Here is a 7,950-nt window from a genome sequence, read left to right as displayed (position 1 = left end):
AGCTGGCGGTGGTCAATTGGCGGGGGCGGGGGTGAGGTGGAGGCCGGTGATGCTGGTGGGGTCTCCTTCGAGGGGCTGCTGGACGAGGGTGAGGTCGTAGGTGATGCCGGGGGCGAAGCCGCGGCGGAGTTCCCACTTGCCGTTGTCGTCGACCTTGGTGGTGAAGATCACGTTGTTGTTCCATGCCGGAGCGATGGCGGTGATCGTCGCGCCGCGGGTGCCGGTGCCGGTGAAGGACACGGGGGCGCCGGGCTCGAAGGTCGAGTCCATCGCGGGCGTGGTCAGCGTGAACGGTCGGTCGATGCCGGTGGCTTCGAGGGTGAAGGTGTTCGACAGTGACGTGGTGCCATCGGCTCGGAGCTGCTTCGCGGTCAGCTCGTAGGTCGCAGCGGGGCCGTAGGCGCGGAGGATGTTCCACTCGCCGTTGGCGTTCGCGACGGCGGTGCCGTAGACAGTGTCGTTCCACTGGAAGCGGAGCTCGATCGTCGCGAACGGGGTGGCGGTGCCGGTGACCCGGGTCGGCTCGCCGGGCTTGTAGGCGTGGTCGGCCGGCCCGGTGATGACGACCTCCTTGTTGCTGATGCCCTCGGGGTCGAGGTTGAACATGGCGGAGGTGGAGGTGGTCTTGTCGAAGCGGGTCTGCGTCGCGGTCAGTTCGTACTTCGCTGCCGGGCCGAAGCCGCGGGTGATGGACCAGTTGCCGTTGATGTCTGCCTTGGCCGTGCCGTGGACGGTGTCGTTCCACTGGAAGCGGAGCTGAACCGTGGCATACGGGGTCGCGGTGCCACTGATGGTGGTCGCGCGGTTCGGCTGGTAGGTGTGGCTGGTCGGCTCGGTGATGACGACATCCCGCGCGGTCTGGGCGCCGTTGGGGGTGACCGTGATCGTGTCGGAGGTGGTCAGGTTGCCCTTGGAGTGCTGCTGCGCGGTGAGGGTCTTCGCGGTGTTCGAGGGTTCGAGTTCGACCTCCGTGCTGAAGGTGCCGTCGCTCTCGACCGTGGTCGTGACCGGCTTGGCGCCGCCGGTGATGGTGACCGTGGTGCCTGCCTGGCCGGCACCCGTGACGGTGACGGCGCCGGGGACGACCGTCGAGGAGTCCGGCTGCTCGAGCGTGACGGCGGCGCCGTATGCGGCGGTCGTCTCAGCGGTCTGGATGCCGTCGATACCGGACTGCTCGATGCGGATCTTCTGGTCGCCCGCGCCGATGGGGTCGATCGTGGTCGACCAGGTGCCGTTGTTCACCACAGCAGTGCCGATCGCGGTGGTGGAGTCGCCGGCGTAGAGGGTGATCGTGGCGCCGTCGACACCGGTGCCCGACACGGTCGCCTTCTGGGTGACGTCGTCCGAGAACGTGACCGTGCCCGTCGGAGCCGCGACACTCGGTGCCTCGATCGTGGTTGCCGTGCTGCTGGTCGTGTTGAACGCACCCTCGGTCGCCGTGCCGACGAGCTTGGTGGTCATCGGGGACGTCTCGGCCTCGGCGTCTGCCGGGGTGACGACGTCGATGTTCCACTTGAACAGGGTGTCGGCCGGCTCACGGAAGTACGACGCCGTCCGGAACGTGTAGGTGTACTTCGTCCCGTCCTCGGATCGCTTGCCGTCGGTCAGGCGCAGGTAGGTGTTGTCCCACTCGCCGCCCGGCTTCTTGGCCCCGCCCATGATGGTGTTCTGACCATCGCGGAAGGTGGTGCCCTCGGGAGCGGTGAACTCGACGGTCCCGCTCGGGTTGCTGATGGATCCGTTCGTCTTGAACAGCGACTCCACCGAGGTGACCTGGTCGCGCTCGAGCGTGACCGCAGTGCCGTCCTGCCCGGTGATCGCGGCATCGTTGACGGTGACGTCGACGTCCTTGGAGTCGTGCTCCTCGTCGTCGATCTCCTGCACGACGTGCAGTGTGTTCTTGCCCGACACGAGGTCCTCGACCGTGATGCTCCACGCACCGGTCTCGGCATCGGCGTCGACGCTCTTCTCGCCGATCGTGACCTTCGCGCCCGGCGTCGCCGTGCCCGAGATCACCGCGGTCTTCGCAGCGTGGTCGATCGAGGTGATCCGGGCGACGAGGTCCACGACCGCCGTCTCGATCGTGGTCGTCGTCGTGCCCTCGGCGCGGAAGTCGTTCGTGCTGCTCGTGCCGCTGAAGACGAAGTCCATGGCGCTCGGCTCTTCGGGGGCTTCGTCGCTGGCGGTGACGTCGACCATGAAGCGGTACTGCTGGTCAGTCGGACGCTCGCTGGCCCAGTCCACGTCGAACGTCAGGGTCGTGTTGTCGTTCGAGAGACGGCCGTTGGTGAGCGGGATCGACGTGGAGGCGTTCCACGCGGTGTTGCCGACGCGTCGCCACGAGCCCTGGACGGTGTCCTGCTCGGAGAAGGTGGCGCCGTCCGGAGCGGTCAGCACGACAGTGCCCTTGGTGTCGGTGCGCGAGACGCGGTTCTCGACGACGAACGGCACCTGGGTGGTCGCACCTCGCTCGAGCTCGACCGGCCCCTGGTCAACTGCGAACAGGCCCCCGCCCTCGACGATTGTCGCGGACACGGTCTTGCGGTCGAACTCCTCGTTGTCGATCTTCTGGATCACGACCAGGTCGTTCTTGCCGGGCTCCAGTACGGACACCGTCATCGACCAGGCGCCGCTGGCGTTGACGTCTGCACTCTGTTCACCGATCCACACCTTGGCACCCGGTGTCGCCATCCCCGACACCACCGCCGTCTTCGCAATGTTGTTCACCTTCGTGACACTCGCACTCAGGTCGGAGGTGTGCGGAGCAAGGAACTGGCCCTGTAGCTTGGCCGCGTGGTTGCCATTCTCGTCAGCACGCCAACCAGTGGCCGAGTACCTCAGATAGTTGCCTGTCTTGGACAGGATCGTGTACGCACTCGGCCCGCCATAGAGCTTGAACGACTGGCTATCTGATCCGTCACATCGGTGGTTCGTGATGGCAACCTGGGCCGCGCTGATCTGCAAGCAGACATTCGATGCACTGCCGGTTCCACGGATCTCGCCCCGGGTTCCCGAGGCTGGGAAAGTCCAGACGGCGGCATCGGCTGCTGCGGCATTGGCGGAGTCCTGCCTGCTTCCACCGCTCATCGCTCCGTTGTCCACTGGAGCGTGGGCGCTGCGATATCCGTATCCGTAACCGTTGTTGATGACCTCCACCACGAACTTGCCGATGAGGCGGTTCCCGAGGGTTGTGGACGTGTTAGCCGGCTGAACGTCCGAATCCGGTGCCGCCGCAGCTGATGCGGCCGTGGATCCGAAGGAAAGACCGCTGACGATGGTGGCTGCGACCAGGCCGGCCGCACCCATGGACTTGAGAGCCGTGGAGGCCCTCTTCTTGTGAGACATGTGCATCTTTCAGGACAGGCCGCAGAACGCGGCTGTTCGGGAAGGGGAGCACGCGCGCTCACCGAACGGCTCGCTACGCATGTGTATTCAGAATATCACGTGAAATACCAACATACGAACATGCTATCCGCTCTCCCCGTCGCCTGGGAGTTGAGTGTGACCGGCGCAAGTTCCCGTGCTCAAAGTTGACGCGCCTCCACTCAGGAGTAGAGTTGAGTGCATCGGACGCAAGTCCAACGACTTACCCCCAAGCAAGAGGAGCAACACATGGGACGTGCAGTAGGCATCGACCTCGGAACCACCAACTCCGTCGTCTCCGTTCTCGAAGGTGGCGAGCCCACCGTCATCGCCAACGCCGAGGGCATGCGCACGACGCCGTCGATCGTGGCGTTCACGAAGGACGGCGAGGTCCTGGTCGGCGAGACCGCCAAGCGTCAGGCCGTGACGAACGTCGACCGCACCATCGCGTCGGTCAAGCGTCACGTCGGCACCGACTGGACCACCGAGATCGACGGTAAGAAGTACACGCCGCAGGAGATCTCGGCCCGCACCCTCGGCAAGCTCAAGCGCGACGCCGAGCAGTACCTCGGCGAAGACGTCACGGACGCGGTCATCACCGTGCCGGCGTACTTCAACGACGCCGAGCGCCAGGCCACGAAGGACGCCGGTGAGATCGCCGGCCTCAACGTCCTCCGCATCATCAACGAGCCGACCGCGGCCGCTCTGGCCTACGGCCTCGACAAGGGCAAGGAAGACGAGCTCATCCTGGTCTTCGACCTCGGTGGCGGCACGTTCGACGTCTCCCTGCTCGAGGTGGGCAAGGACGACGACTTCTCGACGATCCAGGTCCGCGCGACCTCCGGTGACAACCGCCTCGGTGGCGACGACTGGGACCAGCGCATCGTCGACTACCTCGTCAAGAAGTTCAAGGACGAGCACGGCGTCGACCTGTCCACGGACAAGATCGCCAAGCAGCGTCTCAAGGAAGCTGCTGAGCAGGCCAAGAAGGAGCTGTCGTCGCAGATGTCGGCGAACATCCAGCTCCCGTACCTGACGCTCACCGCCGAGGGCCCGCTGAACCTGGACGAGACCATCTCGCGCGCCCAGTTCGAGCAGATGACCTCCGACCTGCTCGACCGCACCAAGAAGCCCTTCAACGACGTCATCAAGGAAGCCGGTGTCTCGGTCAACGACATCGCCCACGTGGTGCTCGTCGGTGGCTCGACCCGCATGCCCGCCGTGGCCGAGGTCGTCAAGTCGCTGACCGGTGGCAAGTCCCCCAACCAGGGAGTCAACCCGGACGAGGTCGTCGCCGTCGGCGCCGCACTGCAGGCCGGTGTCCTGAAGGGCGAGCGCAAGGACGTGCTGCTCATCGACGTCACGCCGCTGTCGCTCGGCATCGAGACCAAGGGTGGCCTGATGACGAAGCTCATCGACCGCAACACCGCGATCCCGACCAAGCGGAGCGAGACCTTCACGACCGCTGACGACAACCAGCCGTCGGTCGCGATCCAGGTCTTCCAGGGCGAGCGCGAGTTCACCCGCGACAACAAGCCGCTCGGCACCTTCGAACTCACCGGCATCGCCCCGGCTCCCCGTGGCGTCCCGCAGGTCGAGGTCACCTTCGACATCGACGCGAACGGCATCGTGCACGTGTCCGCCAAGGACAAGGGCACCGGCAAGGAGCAGTCGATGGTCATCTCCGGCGGCTCGTCGCTGCCGAAGGAGGACATCGAGCGCATGGTCCGCGAGGCCGAGGAGCACGCCGCCGAGGACAAGGCCCGTCGCGAGGCAAACGAGCGTCGCAACCAGGCCGAGCAGCTCGTCTACTCGATCGAGAAGCTGATCAAGGAGAACGACGAGAAGCTCCCCGCGGACGTCAAGTCCGAGGTGCAGGCCGACGTCGACGCGCTCAAGTCCGCACTCGCGGGCGAGGACGACGACGCCGTGAAGACCGCCTTCGACAAGCTCAACGAGTCGCAGGGCAAGCTCGGTCAGGCCATCTACAGCCAGCAGGACGCAGCAGCCGGTGCCGCCGGTGGCGAGCAGCCCGCGGGTGAGCAGCCGGCCGACGACGAGGACATCGTCGACGCCGAGGTCGTGGACGACGAGGACGACAAGGACAAGAAGTAACGATGACGGATCCCAAGGACAACGTGCCGAACGAGGAAGACCCCCAGGTCGAGGGCGACGCCACGAACGCGGCCGAGCCCGAGGACCTCATCGAGGCGGAGGGGCCCGACGTCGAAGTACCGACGGACGGCCCCGCCGCCGGGGGCCCGGCGGCCGAGGCAGCGAACGACCTCTCCCCGGAGGACGAAGCGCTGCTCGCCGACGCAGCCCGCGGCATCGCCGAGGACAAGCTGAGCACCGACGACCGTGACCTCGTCGCCGAGATGCGTGCGGACATGCTCCGTGCGCAGGCCGAGCTGGTGAACTTCCGGAAGCGCGTCGAGCGTGACCGCGAGGCCAACCGCGAGGTCGCCATCGCCGAAGTGGTGCGGGCCCTGCTGCCGGCGCTCGACGACCTCACCCGGGCCGAGGCCCACGGTGACCTCGCCGAGGGCCCGATGCAGGTCATCGGTCAGAAGATCCGCGGTGGCTTCGAGAAGTTCAAGCTCGTGGAGATCGGCGAGAAGGGCGAAGCGTTCGACCCGAACATCCACGAGGCGATCGTCCAGCTCCCCACCCCGGGTGCCACCGGACAGACCGTCGCGGACGTCGTCGAGCCGGGCTACAAGCTCGGTGAGCGCGTCCTCCGCGCGGCCAAGGTCGCGGTGGCGGTCCCGGCCTGAGCCGGGTCTCCACGGTGACGACAGAAGAAGGCAGGTGATCCATGGCCAGTCAGGATTGGTTCGACAAGGACTTCTACAAGGTCCTCGGCGTGTCCAAGGACGCCTCCGACGCCGAGCTGAAGAAGACGTACCGGAAGCTCGCGCGGCAGTTCCACCCGGACTCCAACCCCGGTGACGCCGCCGCCGAGAACCGCTTCAAGGAGATCAGCGAGGCGTACTCGGTGCTGTCCGACAAGGAGCAGCGCCAGGAGTACGACCAGGTCCGCGCCATGGGCTCCGGTGCCCGCTTCACGGCGGGTGGCGGGGGCCAGGGCGGCTTCGAGGACGTCTTCGGCGGGATGTTCGGGCAACAGGGCGGCGGCGGACAGCGCGTCCGCTTCGGCCAGGGCGGCCCGGGCGGTGCCGGCGGCTTCGAGGACATCCTCGGCGGGATGTTCGGCGGGGGTGGTGGCTTCGGTCAGACCTCCGGCGGTTACCGCGGCTTCGGTGGGCCGACGAAGGGCCGCGACGTCACGGCGTCGACGACGCTCGACTTCACCACGGCCATCGCCGGTGACACGGTCAAGCTCTCGCAGGGCAACGGCCGACCGGTGAACGTCCGGATCCCCGCGGGCGTCGCCGACGGTCAGAAGATCCGACTCCGCGGTCGCGGCGAGCCCTCGCCGGACGGTGGTGAGGCCGGTGACCTGGTGGTCGCCGTGTCGGTCCGCAAGCACCCGGTCTTCGAGCGCGACGGACTCAACCTGCGCGTGGACGTCCCCGTGACCTTCACCGAGGCGGCACTCGGCGCGACGATCGAGGTCCCGACGCTCGGCGGCTCGCCCGTGAAGCTCAAGGTCGCGCCCGGCACGCCGTCGGGTCGCGTCCTGCGCGTCAAGGGCCGCGGCGTCACGACGAAGAACGGCACGGGCGACCTGCTCGCGACCGTCCAGGTCGCGGTGCCGTCGCACCTGTCGGACAAGCAGCGCGAGGCCGTCGAGGCACTCGCGGCGGCGCTGCCCGACGAGAACCCCCGCGAGGATCTCCTCGCCAAAGCGCGCGACTAGCGTCGCGCACTGAACGCAGTAGACCCAGCCTGGGCCCACGCCGCCGGTACCGGCCCGTCGCGAAGCGGCGGGCCGGCCGTGCCGGTGGGGAGAGGGGCGGCGCGGCTTCCTGACGGACGCTCGCCGGGCCTCCAGGCTGGCTTTCACCACCACGTCGACGACGGAAAGGAACGCGCCATGACCGACATGGACGAGAACTCGCCCGTCTTCGCGATCGCGGTCGCCGCGGAGCTGGCTGAGATGCACCCGCAGACGCTGCGGCAGTACGACCGTCTCGGCCTGGTCGTGCCGGGGCGGACGCGCGGCGGGTCGCGTCGGTACTCGATGCGGGACGTGGTGCAGCTGCGTGAGATCGCGCGCCTCGGCTCCGAGGGGGTGTCGCTGGAGGGTATCCGGCGGGTGCTCGACCTGGAGAACGAGAACAAGGCGCTCCGCGATCGTGTGCGGGAACTCGAGTCGGCGCTGGCCGACCAGCTCATCAACCGGCCCGGCGCACGGGTGTTCGCCGCCACCGCGAGTGGTGCGGCGATCTCGCTCAAGGCGGGGTCGCGGCCGCAGCGGAACACGCAGGTCGTGCTGTACCGCGGGCCGCGCTGACGGCGACCGGAGCGTCGCCTGCACGGGAACGCCCCGGACAGCACTGCTGTCCGGGGCGTTCGTCGTGCTGACGGTCAGGACTTCGGGGCAAGGGGGGACTTGACCTGCTTGACGACGTCGCCGTCGGCGTCCTGCCGGAACGCCGCGTCCTTGTACTGCCAGTCGGC

At 67.6% G+C, this 7,950-nt stretch carries 5 protein-coding genes; 4 read left to right on the top strand and 1 reads right to left on the bottom strand.

The genetic code is table 11. From position 1 onward, the window contains the following. Positions 1-12: 12 nt before the first annotated feature. Positions 13-2,727, bottom strand: a complete 2,715-nt coding sequence (locus tag KK097_RS17490) for a hypothetical protein (protein ID WP_214545599.1) — start codon at positions 2,725-2,727, stop codon at positions 13-15. Between the two features lie 885 nt (positions 2,728-3,612). Here KK097_RS17490 and dnaK point away from each other — a divergent pair. The 4 genes from dnaK (at position 3,613) to KK097_RS17470 (ending at position 7,783) form a co-directional block, all read left to right on the top strand. Then, entirely contained in the window at positions 3,613-5,478 is a 1,866-nt protein-coding gene (gene dnaK, locus KK097_RS17485) for a molecular chaperone DnaK (RefSeq protein ID WP_017886379.1), read from the top strand. Positions 5,479-5,480: 2 nt separating this feature from the next. After that, on the top strand, positions 5,481-6,140 hold the full coding sequence (locus tag KK097_RS17480; protein WP_214545598.1) for a nucleotide exchange factor GrpE: 660 nt from the start codon (positions 5,481-5,483) through the stop codon (positions 6,138-6,140). A gap of 41 nt (positions 6,141-6,181) precedes the next feature. After that, complete coding sequence (locus tag KK097_RS17475; protein ID WP_017886377.1) at positions 6,182-7,186, top strand: DnaJ C-terminal domain-containing protein; 1,005 nt, start codon at positions 6,182-6,184, stop codon at positions 7,184-7,186. A 186-nt stretch (positions 7,187-7,372) separates the two neighbouring features. Continuing rightward, positions 7,373-7,783, top strand: a complete 411-nt coding sequence (locus KK097_RS17470) for a heat shock protein transcriptional repressor HspR (protein WP_214531702.1) — start codon at positions 7,373-7,375, stop codon at positions 7,781-7,783. Positions 7,784-7,950 lie beyond the last annotated feature (167 nt).

Source organism: Curtobacterium flaccumfaciens (assembly GCF_018598405.1).
Lineage (GTDB): Bacteria > Actinomycetota > Actinomycetes > Actinomycetales > Microbacteriaceae > Curtobacterium > Curtobacterium aurantiacum.
Note: the sequence above shows the minus strand (reverse complement) of the source record. Positions and strands in the feature narration are given on the sequence as shown.